The following is a 15,815-nucleotide window of genomic DNA, read 5'->3' as shown; positions in this document are numbered from 1 at the left end:
TTGGCTGATGCTGAGGCGGTGGCGGGTGTGGTCGAAGAGGATGCGGGGGGCTTCAGCCATGGTCAGGCCTCCTGGGGGGCAGTGTCGTGGAACTGCAGGGTGATGCCGTCGGCGTCGCAGTAGCCCAGGGTGACGGCGCGGGGAAGTTGACCAACGGCCTGGCGTTGCAACAGTTGCTGGCTGAGCACCGGCAGGATCTGTTGGTGCAACAGGCTGTCGATGTTGCGGGCGCCGCTGTCGGGCAGCAGGCAGGCGGCAACCAGGGCGTTGACCAGCGCCGGTTCGATCTGGCAGGCGAGGCCATAGTGGCGATGCAGGCGCTTGGCGACCTTGGCCAGCTTGAGGCTGACGATGCGCGCCAGCGCCGGGGCTGCCAGCGGCCGGTACACCAGGGTCTGGAAGCGAGCCAGCAGCGCCGGCTGGAAGTGCTCCCGCAGGCAGGGGCGCAGCAGGGCCTGCAGGTTGCTGTCGTCGGCGTCGGGCTGCTGCTCCAGCAGCGCTTGCAAGCGGTCGCTGCCCAGGTTGGAGGTCATGACGATGAGCGTGTTGCGAAAGTCGATTTCGCGGCCTTCACCGTCGCGCATGAAGCCGCGGTCGAACACCTGGTAGAACAGATTGATCACGTCGCGATGAGCCTTCTCCACCTCGTCGAGCAGCACCACGCTGTAGGGACGCTGGCGCACGGCTTCGGTCAGCACCCCGCCCTGGCCATAGCCGACATAGCCAGGCGGCGCGCCCTTGAGCTGGCTGACGGTGTGGGCTTCCTGGTACTCGGAGAGATTGAGGGTGACCAGCGATCTTTCGCCCCCAAACAGGCAGTCCGCCAATGCCAGGGCCGTCTCGGTCTTGCCCACGCCACTGCCGCCCACCAGCAGGAACACGCCCAGCGGCGCGTGCTCTGAAGCAAGGCCGGTCCGGGCGGCGCGCAGGCGTTGAGCCAGGGCGGCCAGGGCCCGGTCCTGGCCAATGACGCGTTCGGCCAGCTGTTGTTCCAGCGCCAGCAAGCTTGCCTGCTCGTCCTTGAGCAGGCTGCCCAGGGGAATGCCGGTCCAGTCAGCGATGACTTCGGCGACGTTGCGGGCGCCGACGTCCAGTGACACCAGCGGCTGCTGCCCCTGGGCTGCCTGTAACTGTCCGAGCAAGGCGGCCCAACCACCGGCGCTCGCGGGGTGCTGGCGGGCGGCAAGCAGTTGCGTGGCCAGGGCACGCTCCTGGCGATACTGGTCTTCCAGCGCCTGCAACCTGTGCAGCAGCTCGGCATCGCGGGTGTCCAAGGCGGCCAGCGGTGCGGCAATGCACAGGCCCTGTAATTGCGCATCCTCCTCCAGGGCCTGACGCTCCAGCGCCAACGCCTGGCGCTGCGCCTTGAGGCACAGCAATGCCGGGGGCTGGCAGTCCAGGCTCATGCGCACCCGGGCACTGGCGGTGTCGAGCAGGTCGACTGCGTTGTCCGGTAGCTGCCGCCCGGCAAGGTAGCGACGTGACAGTGCGACTGCAGCCTGCACCGCCTCGTCGAGGATATGCACGCCGTGGTACTGCGCGTAGCGCGCCTTGAGGCCACGCAGCATCAGGTTTGCGCCTGCGTCATCGGGCTCATCAACGGACACCCGCTGGAAGCGCCGTTCCAGCGCTGCATCGCGCTCCAAGTACTGTTTGTACTCCGACCAGGTGGTGGCAGCGATGGTGCGCAGCTCGCCGCGAGCCAGGGCGGGCTTCAATAAATTGGCGGCATCGGCGCCACCAGCCTGGTTGCCGGCGCCGATCAGGGTGTGTGCTTCATCGATGAACAGCAGCGTCGGCGGCACTGATTGTTTGACGGCCGCGATGATCTCCTTCAAGCGCTGCTCAAACGCCCCCTTCACCCCTGCCCCTGCCTGCAGCAGGCCAAGGTCGAGGCTGCGGATGCTGACCGCTTTCAGCGCATCGGGCACGTTGCCCTCGGCGATACGCAAGGCCAGCCCTTCGACCAGGGCGGTCTTGCCGACACCGGGCTCGCCTACCAGCAGTGGGTTGTTCTTGCGCCGACGGCTGAGAATGTCGATGACCTGGCGAATTTCACTGTCACGGCCCAGCACCGGGTCGATCCTGCCCGCGCGTGCGTCGGCCGTCAGGTCGTGGGTGAAACGCTCGAGGGCGTTCTGCGACGTTGTGTCGGCGGGCAACGAGGTCATGGTCTCGACGGGCGGCGCCTGGCGTTCCTCCGACTGATCCAGCAGTGAACCCAAGCGTTCCAATTGCGCTTCGCCGAGGCTGAGCAACGGCCAGGTCGCGTCGCAGGCCAGCAATTCAGGCCGCTGCAACAGCGCCCCCAGCAGGTGGACTGACCGCACGTATTCGCTGCCTGCCTCCAGGGACGCGCGCAGCCAGGCCTGCTCGATGAGCTGCTCGAGCCTGTGGCACAGCTGCGGCTTGCCACGCAAACTGCGGGGCAGGCTGTCGAAATGATCGAGCAAGCCACGCCACAGCGCGTCCATGTCCCAGTCATGGCGCCGGACGATCAAGGGCAGGTCGCCCTCCCCCTGCTCCAGCAGTTTGAGCAACCAGTGCTCGATACTGATATGCCCATGGCCGCGGCTCTGGCACAGCGATGCCGCCGAACTCAGGGCCTGGGCGCAATACGGGTTGAGACGGCGAAGCAAACGGCTGGTGGTCGGTACCATGGGTACGTCCTTGTCGAGAAGTTTGGCGAGACACGATGTGCTTGGCTGAGCGCCCGCGAACGGACGCTCAACCCTGCACACCAGGGGCTGCTGCGGGTCAGCCGGTCTGACGCTCACTCCAGGCATCGGCGTGGATGATGTTGCCGTCCAGGTAGGTCCAGGTGATCTTCTCGTACCGCAACTCGATCTCTTCCAGGTGGTTGTGCTTCTCCTTGGCGGGGTCCTTCACGTCGTGCATCTTGGGCGCCACCTGCACCACCTTGACGTTCTCCAGGGTGGCGTTGAAGTACTCCACTTCCTGGCCGGCATCGTCGATGCGGTACCACTTGAACTCGGCACTTTTCAGGGTCTGGCCGGTGCTGACCGCCTTGTAGAGGTACGGGCTGCTGGCATCGATTTCCTTGGTGAACAGGAAGGGCGTGTGGATACGCGCGCCCGTCAGCTTGCCGGTGTTGTTGTCGGTGGGGATGTAGACCTTGTGGTCCTGGGCGATCACTTCGATGCTGCCTTCGCGATCCTTTACATCCACCGAACCCTTGAGGTCCGCGCCGCCGTCATCTTTCAGCCACAGGTAAACGGGAATTGCCATGTGAAGCTCCTTCTCAAAATGTCGCGACATGCGACTGGGTTTGCAGGCCTGATGTGGATGCCAGCCGGGCACATGCCCCGGCTTCCGGCACCAGGCGAATATCGACGCGCCGGTTGGCGGAGCGTCCGTGTTCGGTGTCATTGCTGGCGATGGGCTGGCTGGCGCCGAAGCCCTGTATGGCGAAACAACTGTCAGGCAGGCTGCCCATGGCCTTCATCCAGTCGCGCACCGCTGCCGCTCGGGCCCGGGACAGCGACAGGTTGGTGTCCGCGCTGCCCGAGGCGTCGGTGTGCCCGGCGATGACGATCAGCCAGCCGGGCTGGGCCTTGATGCCCAGCAGGACATTGACCAGCACCTGGGTTGAGTCGGGCTTGAGCTGGGCGCTACCGCTGCTGAACAACGACAGGCTGTCCAGCCGCACCGGGCCAACGGCAAGCTGCGGGTGCTGACCATTGATCACGGCATGCACCGGCAGGCGCAGGGGTTCGCCGTGATACAGGCCCAGCCCCAGCGCCCAGGGCGCGCCGTGACGGAAATAGCGGTCCAGCCGCGCCGCATCCTGGCGCAAGGCAGCCAGCGCCTGTTCCTGGGCCTGACTCGCCGGTTTGCCTGGCTGGGTATGCGCGGCCGCGTCGTAGCGCCGCAGGTCGTCGGTGACCTGCCTTGCCAGCAGGCTGTTCTGCCAGGCCGAACTGCCCAGCGCGACAGCGCTGGCGAGGGTGAACATCCATACAGCCAGGGCCGCTGCGCGATGCTGCGCAGCGGTTGACGAGGTGACAGGTAGCAGGTGCAACAATGGATCGGGAAACGGCAGGGCCAGCCCTTCGGTTTGCGGCGCACCGTTCTTCAGCCCCGCCCTGGCCTGCAGCCACTGCTGCCAGAGGTTCGCGGGCAGCCGTGGCGCAGTGGGCGCCAGCGCGATGGCGCAGGCCAACGGTTGTACCGAGGCAGCAGCGCCTGCACCCGCGTTCAGATACGCCAGCACCCGGCCGTGCAGCCACACCGCGGCGCTGTTGAGCTGCACGCTGGCATGCAGCCGCGCCGCCCGTTGCGCGGTAGTCGCAGCCTGCCCTTGCCAGGCCCCCAGGTCGCTGCAAGCGCCGTTCTCGCGCACTAGCGTGCTGGCCTGACCCGCCTCCCAGCTGAACCAGGCACCCGCCCCCTGGCTGGCCGGCACGTAACTGACCAACAGCAGCGGCAAGCCGTGGCCAGCCCTGCGTGCCAGCACCAGTTGGTGACCGAAGGCCCGGACCCGGCAGGCCAAGCCGCTGTCGTCCTGATGCTCGCCGGGGTTGACGACGAACATCACGCTCAGTTGCCCGCCCCACTCTGGGCGTACCGCCAGCAGGTCACCCACAACCCTGGGCAACTGTTCAACGTCGGCGACCTGGACGTAGGTGCCCTGCTCGCTAGCGTGCTGGGACCGGCCCGCAAACAGCTCGGTCAAACCATCGCCGCACACCAGCACCACCGGAAGGCCGTACTCCGCAGGTGGCAACGCGGACTCGGAAACCATCAGCCCCTTGGCCACGATCGGTTGCCCTGCTCGCCGCCAGGCCCACCCTACCCCCACCACCGTGACCAACGCCGCCCCCGCGGCGGCGGCCGTACCCAGCGGCAGGACCATCAACAACAGGAGGATGAGTGCAGTCGCCCACAGCCACAGCGCACGGTTCAATGTCTGCGTCATCGCCCCCACCTCAGGCCGCGCCGACCAGCAGCGCGGCGACCTGTTTACCGAGCAACTGTGTCAATGCCCACCACGCGCCCGCCAGCAAGAGCCCCGCGACCAGGCAATGCACCAGCGGCGAAGCGCCGAGCGGCCAGCCGGACCTGGAAGTAGCGCCGGCCTGGGTGGGCAGCACCGTGTGCAGGTCCAGCGGTGGCACCTGTGCGTTCAATGCCGCCACTAACTGCGCACGTTCGGGGGCCTCCACATCGCGATAACGACCGCGGAAGCCCAGCGTCAACACCCGCTGGTAGACCGTGAGCACCAATGGGTCGGGGTTGGGCTGGCGCAGCAACTCGCGCAGCGTTTCGTACAGGTAGTCCCCGGCCTGGTGGCGGCTGAAGAAGCGCGCCTGCAAGGGTTCGCTGGCCCAGGTGGCATGGTCCTCGCCCTTGGCAACGTTGAGGACTGTTTCATCCAGCAAGGCGCAATGGGCCAGGCAGACATGATCGATGCTGGCTTCGCTGACGCTGGCGCTTGCCAACTCGCGGCGTACTCGCTCGATCTGGGCGACACAGCGGTCGCGCAGTGGCGCGGCCTCCTGCAACGGCGTGTGTTGCTGCAGTTCGACCACCAGCAGGTAGCTGTCCTGCAGCAATTGATCGATAACCACCGCAGTGTCCAAATGCTTTTTCATAGGTAGAAGGCTCATGTGCGTAGCACCGCGAACAACTCAAGCTTCACGTCTGCCAGGGTGCTGGGTACGTAGAAGGCGCAGACGCCTGCGGCCAGCACTGCCTGGCCCTTGATGTGGCTGAAGTCCAGGGCGAAGTACTGGTTTTCGAGGCGCAGTGGAATGGCTGCGGGTACGTGCGCCAGTGGCTGCAGCGGCACCCCGTCGAGCGCGGCATTGACCAGATGGTCGACGTCGTCGGGCGTGCCGGCCTTGCACAGCCGTGGGAACTGGCTCTGCAACTGCGCTGCGGGCAGACGACAACACACCGACAGGTAGAAGTCCGCGCCACCGGGCTCACGCAGGCGCGGATCGTTGAGCGCCACCTGCCAGCGGTTGGCCGCCGCTGGCTGCAACTGCAGCGCGATCACCCGCGACGGCAGGCTGGCTTCCAGCAACGTCGAGATGATCGCCATCAGCGGCGGGAACACGCTGCCCAGGTCATCGTGGCGATAAGCAGGCAGCTGATCGACGTCATGGTCCAGGGAGAACGTCAGCAACGCGCCCGCCAGCTTGACCAGCTCCAGGTACACCTGTTCAGGATGACGCGCCGGGTGTGCCCGCAGGTCGGCCAGCACCGGCTGGTAGGTGTTCAACGCGTTGAGCAACCAGAACAGCGAGACGTCGGCCACGGCGAAGTCGGCCATGCGCTGGTTGCTTTCGCGACGCATGCCCATCAGGCGCAGGCGCTTGGCGGACAACTGGGTCAGCAGGTTGTCCAGCTGGGTCAACAACCCCGGGTGGCCGGCGAAACTCAATAGCGGAGGTACGTAGCCGGGGTCAAGCAACCAGCCCTGCTGGCCGTCGCGCACCAGCCGGGCGACCGGGGCGACGACGTAGTCGGCGTTGTCGTCGGTGGCCAGGCGCAGGCTCAGGGCATGCTCCAGCAGGCCCACGGACTGGACATCATCGCCGTACAGATCCTGCACCGCTCGCCAGCCCTGCACATAGCGCATGGGGCGGTCCACCCGGGTGCCTTCAAATACGCAGTTGTTGCCGTTGGCTTGCTCCAGTGGCAAGGCAACCACAATGACGCTGTGGTCGATGGCCGCAGGCAGCAGCCGCTCCAGTTCCAGCGCGGGAGGCAACAGGTCCACCGCATCGGAGTCGATTAGCGTGCCGTCCGGCAGGCGCAGGCGCAGCTGGCTGGCCTTGAGCCTGCCAAGGCGCAACGCGTCCAGATCGAAGCCCACCGAGCCGACGCCCCAGGGGTGCACCAGGGTCAGGTGAGCAATGCATTCGTTGGTCCAGGCTTCCCAGCGGGCCTGTTGCTGGAATTGCTGGGGGCATAGCAAGGCCCCGGCAGCCCACAGCGGGCGGTCGATTTTCATGGCGTCATCCCCTGGGCCGGTTCAGGCCTTGGCCTTCGGCATTTGCGAAACCAGGGACAAGTTGACGTCCATGCCCTCGACCTGGAAGTGCGGCACGGCATACAGCTTGACCCGGAAAAAACCCGGGTTGTCGTCGATGTCCTCGACCGTCACCCGCGCCTCCCGCAGTGGGTGGGACGCCTGCAGGTCATCGCTGGGGTCGGTCATTTCGGTGACCAGGCCACTGACCCAGCGGTTCAGCTCCAGCTCCAGGACGCGACGGTCCTTGGTGGTGCCGATGTTCTCGCGCTGAATGAGCTTGAGGTAATGAGCAATGCGCGACAGCAGGAAGATGTAGGGCAGGCGCGCGTTGATGCGGCTATTGGCCGTGGCATCGGGGGTATCGAACAAGGCCGGCTTCTGCGCGGAGTTGGCCGAGAAAAAGCAGGCGTAATCACGATTCTTGTAGTAGGAAAGCGGGATGAACCCGAGGTTGGCGAACTCGAATTCACGGGTTTCCGGGATCATCACTTCAGAGGGAATCTTCACCTGGTTCCCGGTGCCCAGGTCGTACAGGTGGATGGGCAGGTCGGCCACCGCCCCGCCCGACTGCGGGCCGCGTATCTGCACGCACCAGCCGTTGGCGATGAAGCTCTTGACCATGTTGGCGGCGAAGGCAAACGCCGCGTTGGTCCACAGGTACTTGTGGTGGTCCGGGCCCTTGACGCTTTCCACGTAGTTGAAGCTGCGCACCGGGATGGTGTCGGGGCCATAGGGCAGCCGCCCCAAAACCCGCGGCATGGTCAGGCCGACATAGCGGGCATCGTCGCTGTCACGAAAGGCTTTCCACTTCAGGTACTCGGCGCGATCGAAGTAGTTGCCGATGTCCTTGATGGCAGCCACCTCCTCCATGGTCTGCTTGCCGAAGAACGCCGGGCCGACGGCACCAATGAACGGCATGTGCGCGGCAGCGGCGACCTTGGAGATATTGCGCAGCAAGGCAATGTCCTGCGGCCCGCGACCGAACTCGTAGTTGGAGATGGCCGCGGCAATCGGCTCCCCTCCCGGGGTGTCGTATTCCTGGATGTAGGTGTGCTGGTACAGGCCGCTCTGGGCAATCTCGGGCGCGTCGTCGAAATCCTCTACCAGGTGTGCCTTGCTGATATCCAGCAGCTCGATGCGCACGTTCTGGCGAAAATCGGTCTGGTCCACCAGTGACTTCACCCCGCGCCAGGTGGATTCCACGCGCTGGAAATCGGGATGGTGCATCACCGCATCGAGTTGGCGGCTGATTTGCTGGTCCAGCAAAGCGATATGTTCATCCAGCAAGCTCTTGTCCAGGCGCTCGACCTTGCGCGACGACTGTTTCAACAGCTCGAGGAATACGCTGACGGCTGCGGTCACGCGCTCGTCGGGCGAGGCTTCCGCCATGCCCTCGGCATGTTGGAATACTTCAAGGTCCGCGAGGGTGGCGACCGGGCTCAGATTGATTTTCGCGAACAACCCGCCATAGACACTTTGGCTTTCTTCAGGCAACACTTCAGCGTCACGGCCCGAGGCCGTGTTGGGGCTTGCAGACATGATGAAATTCCCTATAAAACAGAAGCGACAGATTAACGAGGCGTTTGCGAACCCAACAGCAACAGCTCGGCACGCAATTCATTACTTAATGTTTCATCCCTGAGAATGCGCTCGAACTCCTGGCGAAACGTACTGTTATCCAACAGATTGGACTTGAGATCCCGTAACAGATTGCGCATTGCAAGGAGTGAACGTAACTGGGGAATTTGCCTGGCTACCTGTTCAGGCTCGAAATCCTTCATGGCCCGAAAACTCAATGCGGCAACTGTCTCGCCTGCTTCATCCAGCAGGGTATTCTCTACGCTGACCTTAAGGGTAGGTGCAAACTCCGCCAGCACGCTGTCGAAATTGTTCTTGTTGATGTCCAGCTTGCTGCGCGCCGATAGCGGACGGGCCTCCCGGCCGTTGCTGTAATCGCCCATTACCATGAGTTTGAGTGGCAGTTCGACCTTGCGCTGGGCGCCGCCGGTATGCAAATCGAGCCTGATATTGACGCGAGCCTTTGGTACTTCATTCTGGAAGCTGTTCGATGCCATCGGTTTTCCCCTTCGTAACAAAAAGCAACTAACGCAAGACGGCTACGAAGTTGCAGAGTTTCAATCGTTCGGGCACAGCCATATTGCTGCGCAGGAAGGCAGCACGACAGGGTCAAAAGCTGACATGCCGTAATGGTTGCGATGGCGAAAACGTAAGTCATTGCTCGAAGCAATACTACCCCTGGAAGGTATTCAAGAGGCGTCCCACAGGGCAAAGTAATATTTCCTACAAATCGACCTAAAAACCCCTACAGATACACTGCACTTTTAATACACAGATCAGAGATAACCTTCTGTATAGTCAAGAGTGCACTTCGAATAATTGCACGGCTGAGTGACGAGACTCACGCTTTATCTGCTGGTTTGGCAGCTAAAATAGTTTCAGGTCGTATATAAGCGTTGAAGCCGGGGGTGATGGCCACGTGGGACATGGCGCGACACCCCCTGACGCGGCCTGCGGCCGCTGCTACGGAAACATTAGCGAAACCCGCCGCCCACCTGCCACACCCGCGCGCCGCTGGCGACGCTGCCCGCCACGGCAAAGGCGCAGCCCAGCCACAACGCCCACTCGGGCCCGCTGCTGAGCGATGCATGGAAGCACAGCGCTACCAGCGAGGCGCCGAGGGTCTGCCCCAGCAGCCGCGAGGTGGCGACGATGCCACTGGCGCCGCCGCTGCGGTTGGCCGGGGCGCTGGTCATCAGGGCCTTGAGGTTGGGCGACTGGAAAAAGCCGAAGCCGGCGCCGCACAGGGCCATGCGCCAGCCGATGTCGACGGCGCTGGCACCTGGGCCCAACAAGGCCAGGGCGGCCATCCCCAGGCCCAGGGCCAGCAGGCCGATACCGCCCAGCAGGCCTGGCGAGAAGCGGTCGGCCAGGCGCCCGGCCACCAGGGCGGTGAGCGCTACCACGGCCGGCCAGGGGGTCATGAGGAAACCGGTGGCCACCTGGCTGTGGCCCAGCAAGCTTTGCAGCAGGAACGGCAAGGCGACGAAGGCCAGGCCCTGGCTGGTAAAGGCGCAGATGGCGGTGGCCGAGGACAGGGCGAACAGCGGCCGCTTGAACAGGTCCAGGGCCAGCATGGGCGCCGGGTGGCCGGCCTGGCGGCGCAGCAGCAAGGCGCCGCAGGCCAGGGCCACGGCCAGCTCGGCGCCGGTGAGCAGGCCGTTGGCGCCGTGCACGGTGGTGCCCAGGCCCAGCACCAGGCAGCCGAACAAACCGGCGCAAAGCACGGCGGCCAGGCGGTCGAAGTCGTGGCCGGCGGGTGCGATGTCCGGCAGGTGGCGCTGGGCTAACAACGCTGCCAGCACGCCCAGGGGCACGTTGATCAGGAACAGCCAGTGCCAGCTGGCCACCGAGAGGATCGCCGAGGCCGCGGTAGGCCCGAGGGTGAACGCCAGGCCTACCACCAGGGAGTTGTAGCCCATGCCGCGGCCAAGCATTTTCGACGGGTAGATGAAGCGCAACAACGCGGTGTTGACGCTCATGATCGCTGCCGCGCCCAGGCCCTGCACTACCCGGGCGATGGCCAGGGACGACAGCGACCAGGCCAGGCCGCACACCAGCGACGACAGCAGGAATACCAGCAGCCCGCCCAGGTACACGCGGCGGTGGCCGAGCACTTCGCCCAGCGAGGCGAACGGCAGGATGGTGGCGACCATGGCCAGCTGATAGGCGTTAACCACCCAGATGACCGAGGCGGAATCGGTGCCGATGCCGCTGGCCAGGGTGGGTAGCGCGGTGTTGACGATGGCCGTGTCGAGAGTGGCCATGCCGACGGCCAGGGAGATGGCGATGACGGCGGGGGTACGGTGCTGCCGGGGCAGGCCGTCGGTGGGGGCAAGCATGGGCGAAGGTATCCAGAATCAGGCAATGAAGTTCTGGAGAGTAGCGCCGCACGGGGCGGAATTCACCGCACCGCGCTCAAGCTGTCAGAGCTTTCATGTTGCTGTCATTCAATTGACTAGCGAACGGTGGTAACGCAAGGCGCCGCAGCGTTCGCAGCGCTCGCAGGTCATCAGCGCCGAACCCAGTTGTTGTGCGGGATAAGTGGCCCATTCGCAACCTTTGATCAAACAGATGATACTCACGGCAACCTCCTCGGGGTGACGCCCCGATTATTCTTGCCATGACCGTTGCAGGGTTCGGGCCAACTACCCAGAGGTAGTAAAAACCGCGTTTTTGCAGGTCGAACCTCATGCATTTTGCACGGTGCCCGTCCCATGGCCGTGCAGACCGCCCTGCAGCTCGTCAGGTGGCCCTGCCCGCCCCTCAACTTTGCCCGGTTTTATCCGATACCCGGTTCAAACGCCATGTCGGCGTTGCGCAAGACAGGACGTCGACGCTCTTGATTCGGCAGGCATCGATGACCCAGAAAACCCTCAATGACTTCCTGCGTTGCCCGGGCACCCGCTACCTGGCGCTGACCGCAGCCCTGCTGGCCGGCCTGCTGGCCATGACCGGCCGCGCGCAATGGCAGCAGGCCTGGCAGGCCCCGCTGACCTGGCTGTGCCTGGCGGCCATCGTGCTGCTGGGGGTGCTGGCCGTGCAGGTGGGCATCAGCCAGCGCCTGATTCGCCGGCGCAACCTGGAGCTCAAGCGCCAGATCGAAGACCATGCCCGGGTACGCGCTTCGCTTGCGCTGAGCGAGGACCGTTTCCGGCGCCTGTTCGAGTGCTCGCCGGACGCGGTGTGGATCCTCGACCAGCATGGCTTCAGCAGCCAGGCCAACGCCGCCATGCTCGCCACCTTCGGCTTCAGCGACGCTGCAGCGTTTCGCAACATCAGCCCCCTGGACCTGTCGCCGCCCCTGCAGGAGGACGGCACGCCGTCGGTGGAGCGCGCCGACGCGGTGCTGGCCGCTGCCACCGCCAAGGGCGTGCAGCGCTTCGAATGGACGCACCGGCGCCTGGACGGCAGCCTGTTCCCCGCCGAGGTAACCCTGAGCGTGCTGGACCTGGACGGTGAACCGGTGACCTTCGCCGTGGTGCGTGACATTTCCCAGCGACGCCAGGCGGAAGCCGAGTTGCTGCGGCAGAAAACCCTGTTGCAGGCGATTGTCGACAACGCCCCATCGTTGATCTACATGTTCGACAGCCAAGGCCGCCTGGTGCTGTGCAACCAGCTGTACGAAGACGCCGTGGACCACCAGGAGGCCGAACTGGTGGGCCGCCGCCGCGACGATTTCATGGTGCCCAGCGACGCCCGCCAGCAGAACCTGGACGACGCCACGGTGCTGTTCAGCGGCCAGGCCCAGCGCTTCGAGGACATCCACCACAAGCGCGGCGAACCGCGCACGTACCTGACCACCAAGTGCCCGCTGCGCACCCCCGACGGCCAGTTGCTGGGGGTGCTGGGCATCTCCAACGACATCACCCGCCTCAAGCAGACCCAGGAAGCCCTGGAGCGCCTGGCGCATTTCGACGTCACTACCGGGCTTGCCAACCGCGTGCTGTTCCATGAACGGCTGGGCGAGGGCATTCGCCAGGCCGCCAGCCGCGGGCGCCAGCTGGCCGTGCTGGTGCTGGACCTGGACGGCTTCAAGACCGTCAACGACACCCTCGGCCACCCCACTGGCGACCGCCTGCTGCACGAAGCCACCCTGCGCTTCCAGCGCGCCCTGCGCCCCGGCGACCTGGTGGCACGGCTGGGCGGCGACGAGTTCGCCTTTGTGCTGCCGGTCGAGCGCCAGGAGGAAGAAGTGATCGGCCGCCTGCAGGCCCTGCTCGACAGCCTGCGCCCACCGTTCGACCTGGACGGCAGCACCGCGCTGATCACCGCCAGCATCGGCGTGGCGCTGTACCCGGCAGACGGCAGCTGCGCCGATACCCTGCTGCGCCACGCCGACACCGCCATGTACGCGGCCAAGGAAGCCGGGCGCAACGACTACCGCTTCTACCAGCGGCACATGACCCAGCACATGCAGGAGCGCGTGAGCCTGGAGCATGCCTTGCGCCGGGCGCTGGAGAACAGCGAGCTGGAGGTGTGGTACCAGCCCAAGCTGAGCCTGGCCGATGGCCAGGTGATGGGCGCCGAGGCCCTGATGCGCTGGCGCGACCCGGTGGCCGGCCTGGTCGCCCCCGCCGACTTCATCCCCCTGGCCGAGCGCACCGGGCTGATCGTGCCCATGGGCGAGTGGCTGCTGGACCAGGTGTGCGCACACCTGCGCCAGTGGCGCGACGAGGGTTGCTTCAACGGCCACGTCGCCGTCAACGTGGCGGTGCCGCAGATCGAGCGCAGCGATTTTGTCGATACCGTCAGCCGCGCCCTGCAGCGTTATCAACTGCCCGCGCGGCTGCTGGAAGTGGAGGTCACCGAGAGCCTGTTCCTGGAAAGCCGCCAGCTGGCGCGCAGCGTGCTGGGGCGCCTGCAGGGCATGGGCGTGACCACCGCGGTGGACGACTTCGGCACCGGCTATTCCTCGCTGGCATACCTGCATCTGCTACCGGTGGACAACCTCAAGATCGACCGCGCCTTTATCCAGGAACTGCCCCACTCCGCCACCCACGTGGCCATTACCCGCGCGATCATCCAGCTGGGCCACGCGCTGAAGTTCAGCGTGACCGCCGAAGGCATCGAGACTCCGGAGCAGTACGATTTCGTCCGCCAGGCCGGCTGCGACGTGGGCCAGGGCTACCTGATCGCCCGGCCCATGCCCGCCGCCGAGTTCGAAGCCTGGCTCTACCAGAACCCGTAACGATAAACGTATCCGTGGGAGCTGGCTTGCCAGCGAGCTGTTGGGCCCCTAAAGCTCGCTGGCAAGCCAGCTCCCACAAAAACGGTCAATGATGGCATTTACGCCATTTCATGAAACATTTTTCATACGACTAAGGTATTATCCCCCCGCGACGAAGTGCCGCAACCGCGAAAAACTTCTAGCAATCTAGATAGCAATACAGGTGCCTTTAGGCACCCCCATAAAGAATGCCCCCTAGTAGCTGTCGCCAATAATTAACAAGAAATCGGCTCCGGAGGGACATGACTACGGAAAAGATAGCTCCCTATCTTTTTCAGTACTCACTGCCCCGGTTATTTCGCCAAAAAGAGCGGGACGCGGATTGAGTTTTTTAAATCAGGGGTTATTGATGTTGAAGAAAATGAACAGGACCCTCCTGGGTCTGGCGTTGTCCATGACGCTGCTGCCGGCCCATGGCGCCGAGCCGAAGAAAGTTGATGTGCTGCTGGTAGGCGGCGGCATCATGAGTTCCACGCTGGGTATCTGGCTCAATGAACTGGAGCCGGGCTGGTCGATGGAAATGGTCGAACGCCTGGACGGCGTCGCCGAGGAAAGTTCCAACGGCTGGAACAACGCCGGTACCGGTCACTCGGCCCTGGCCGAATTGAACTACACGCCGGAAGGCAAGGACGGCAAGATCGATATCTCCAAGGCCGTTGAAATCAACGAATCCTTCCAGGTATCGCGCCAGTTCTGGTCGTGGCAGGTCAAGAATGACGTGCTGAAGAACCCGCACTCGTTCATCAACTCCACCCCACACATGAGCTTCCTGTGGGGCGACGACAACATCAAGTACCTGAAGAAGCGCTACGACGCCCTGCAGGCCAGCCCGCTGTTCCGCCCGATGCAGTACTCGGAAGACCCGGAGCAGATCAAGCAGTGGGTGCCGTTGATGATGGACGGCCGCGACCCGAAACAGAAAGTCGCCGCTACCTGGACCCCGATTGGTACTGACGTGAACTTTGGTGAAATCACTCGCCAGTTCGTCGGCTACTTGCAGACCAAGTCCAACTTCGACTTGAAGCTGTCCAGCGAAGTTGAAGACATTTCCCGCAACGACGACGGTTCGTGGCGCGTGACCTACAAGAACTTGAAAGACGGCACCGAATCGGTCACCGACGCCAAGTTCCTGTTCATCGGCGCCGGCGGCGGTGCCCTGCACCTGCTGCAGAAGTCGGGCATCCCCGAAGCGCGTGAATACGCCGGCTTCCCGGTGGGCGGCTCGTTCCTGGTCACCGACAACGCCAGCGTTGCCGAGCAGCACATGGCCAAGGCCTACGGCATCGCCTCGGTGGGCGCACCGCCCATGTCGGTACCGCACCTGGACACCCGCGTGCTGGACGGCAAGCGCGTGATCCTGTTTGGCCCGTTCGCCACCTTCTCCACCAAGTTCCTGAAGAACGGCTCGTACTTCGACCTGCTGACCAGCACCACCACGCACAACGTGTGGCCGATGACCAAGGTCGGTATCGAACAGTACCCGCTGGTGGAATACCTGGCCGGCCAACTGATGCTGTCGGATGACGACCGCTTCAACGCCCTGAAGGAATACTTCCCGAAAGCGAAGAAAGAAGACTGGCGCCTGTGGCAAGCCGGCCAGCGCGTGCAGATCATCAAGCGTGATGCCGACAAGGGCGGCGTGCTGAAGCTGGGCACCGAGATCGTCGCGTCCCAGGACGGCACCATCGCCGGCCTGCTGGGCGCCTCGCCAGGTGCCTCGACCGCCGCGCCAATCATGCTCAGCGTGCTGGAGAAGGTGTTCAAGGACAAGGTCGCCACCCCGGCCTGGCAGGACAAACTGCGTCAGATCGTGCCCAGCTACGGCACCAAGCTGAACGACCATCCTGAAGCCGTGATGCAGGAATGGACCTACACCAGCCAGGTGCTGCAACTGAACCCGCCACCGGCCATCGACCTGACTGCGGCCCCGCAGCCACAGGCCGCGCCGGCTAAAGCGGCGAGCAACCCAGCGGCCGACATGGCGCTGTAAGGCTCGACGGCAGC

General features: G+C 64.5%; 11 protein-coding genes. 2 read left to right on the top strand and 9 right to left on the bottom strand.

Annotated features, from left to right (window positions below; genetic code table 11):
- Nucleotides 1-62: 62 nt before the first annotated feature.
- The 9 genes from tssH to ACWKWX_RS24255 all read right to left on the bottom strand — a co-directional run bounded on the left by tssH (nt 63) and on the right by ACWKWX_RS24255 (nt 11,166).
- Nucleotides 63-2,660 carry a type VI secretion system ATPase TssH gene (gene tssH / locus ACWKWX_RS24295; protein ID WP_483829146.1) on the bottom strand — a complete coding sequence of 866 codons (2,598 nt, stop codon included), beginning with the start codon at nt 2,658-2,660 and terminating at the stop codon, nt 63-65.
- 97 nt (nt 2,661-2,757) lie between these two features.
- Nucleotides 2,758-3,249, bottom strand: a complete 492-nt coding sequence (locus tag ACWKWX_RS24290; protein WP_483829145.1) for an Hcp family type VI secretion system effector — start codon at nt 3,247-3,249, stop codon at nt 2,758-2,760.
- Nucleotides 3,250-3,262: 13 nt separating this feature from the next.
- Nucleotides 3,263-4,939, bottom strand: a complete 1,677-nt coding sequence (locus tag ACWKWX_RS24285; protein WP_483829144.1) for an OmpA family protein — start codon at nt 4,937-4,939, stop codon at nt 3,263-3,265.
- Between the two features lie 10 nt (nt 4,940-4,949).
- Nucleotides 4,950-5,630: a type VI secretion system protein TssL, short form gene (gene tssL, locus ACWKWX_RS24280; RefSeq protein ID WP_483829143.1), complete on the bottom strand. Its 681-nt coding sequence runs from the start codon at nt 5,628-5,630 to the stop codon at nt 4,950-4,952.
- Nucleotides 5,627-6,982, bottom strand: coding sequence for a type VI secretion system baseplate subunit TssK (gene tssK / locus ACWKWX_RS24275; protein WP_483829142.1), 1,356 nt, complete (start codon nt 6,980-6,982; stop codon nt 5,627-5,629). The genes tssL and tssK overlap by 4 nt, the downstream gene beginning before the upstream one ends.
- A gap of 21 nt (nt 6,983-7,003) precedes the next feature.
- Complete coding sequence (tssC, locus tag ACWKWX_RS24270; RefSeq protein WP_416424658.1) at nt 7,004-8,542, bottom strand: type VI secretion system contractile sheath large subunit; 1,539 nt, start codon at nt 8,540-8,542, stop codon at nt 7,004-7,006.
- 32 nt (nt 8,543-8,574) lie between these two features.
- Nucleotides 8,575-9,078 carry a type VI secretion system contractile sheath small subunit gene (gene tssB / locus ACWKWX_RS24265; protein WP_416424659.1) on the bottom strand — a complete coding sequence of 168 codons (504 nt, stop codon included), beginning with the start codon at nt 9,076-9,078 and terminating at the stop codon, nt 8,575-8,577.
- A gap of 477 nt (nt 9,079-9,555) precedes the next feature.
- On the bottom strand, nt 9,556-10,923 hold the full coding sequence (locus ACWKWX_RS24260) for an MFS transporter (RefSeq protein WP_483829141.1): 1,368 nt from the start codon (nt 10,921-10,923) through the stop codon (nt 9,556-9,558).
- Nucleotides 10,924-11,031: 108 nt separating this feature from the next.
- Nucleotides 11,032-11,166, bottom strand: a complete 135-nt coding sequence (locus ACWKWX_RS24255; RefSeq protein WP_416424661.1) for a PSPA7_2676 family Cys-rich small protein — start codon at nt 11,164-11,166, stop codon at nt 11,032-11,034.
- Between the two features lie 275 nt (nt 11,167-11,441).
- On the opposite strand from ACWKWX_RS24255, the gene ACWKWX_RS24250 reads away from it, so the two are divergent.
- Together ACWKWX_RS24250 and mqo are read left to right on the top strand one after the other, a co-directional pair.
- Nucleotides 11,442-13,772 (top strand): putative bifunctional diguanylate cyclase/phosphodiesterase, encoded by a 2,331-nt coding sequence (locus tag ACWKWX_RS24250; protein WP_473002517.1) that lies wholly within the window; start codon nt 11,442-11,444, stop codon nt 13,770-13,772.
- Nucleotides 13,773-14,160: 388 nt separating this feature from the next.
- The gene (gene mqo, locus ACWKWX_RS24245; protein WP_416424663.1) at nt 14,161-15,801 is read left to right on the top strand and encodes a malate dehydrogenase (quinone); all 1,641 of its coding nucleotides are present in this window, start codon (nt 14,161-14,163) and stop codon (nt 15,799-15,801) included.
- Nucleotides 15,802-15,815 lie beyond the last annotated feature (14 nt).

It is taken from the genome of Pseudomonas imperatae (assembly GCF_057128625.1).
The sequence above is the reverse complement of the archived record's forward strand: the minus strand, read 5'-3'. Positions and strand labels throughout refer to the sequence as shown.